Source organism: Desulfopila sp. IMCC35006 (genome assembly GCF_005116645.1).
Lineage (GTDB): Bacteria > Desulfobacterota > Desulfobulbia > Desulfobulbales > Desulfocapsaceae > Desulforhopalus_A.
Map to the genome: position 1 here is coordinate 1 of NZ_SWCM01000078.1, position 255 is coordinate 255.

Here is a 255-nt window from a genome sequence, read left to right on the forward strand (position 1 = left end):
CAGCCAGAGCCGCAAGGTTGATACATGTTGTGGACGTGGAACAGGCTTGCATGATGGTCACACCTGGAACCTGTGAACCCATCATCGTGCCGGCCCAGGTTGATCCATAAAAGCTCTGATTCTGCGGTTGCGTCATGCCGTGGTAGGTATAGTCGAACATCGACGCTTCCCAGCCTTTGGAGGCGAGCCAGCGTTTAGCCGTTTCAGCCCCCAAAACGATGGAATTTTGATTGGCAAAGCTGCCCTGCCATTTGG

Annotated in this window: 1 pseudogene; it reads right to left on the reverse strand. The window is 54.1% G+C overall.

Features of this window, described 5'->3' with window-relative positions:
• Positions 1-255, reverse strand: a pseudogene (locus tag FCL47_RS24665) (thiolase family protein); the annotation flags it as partial.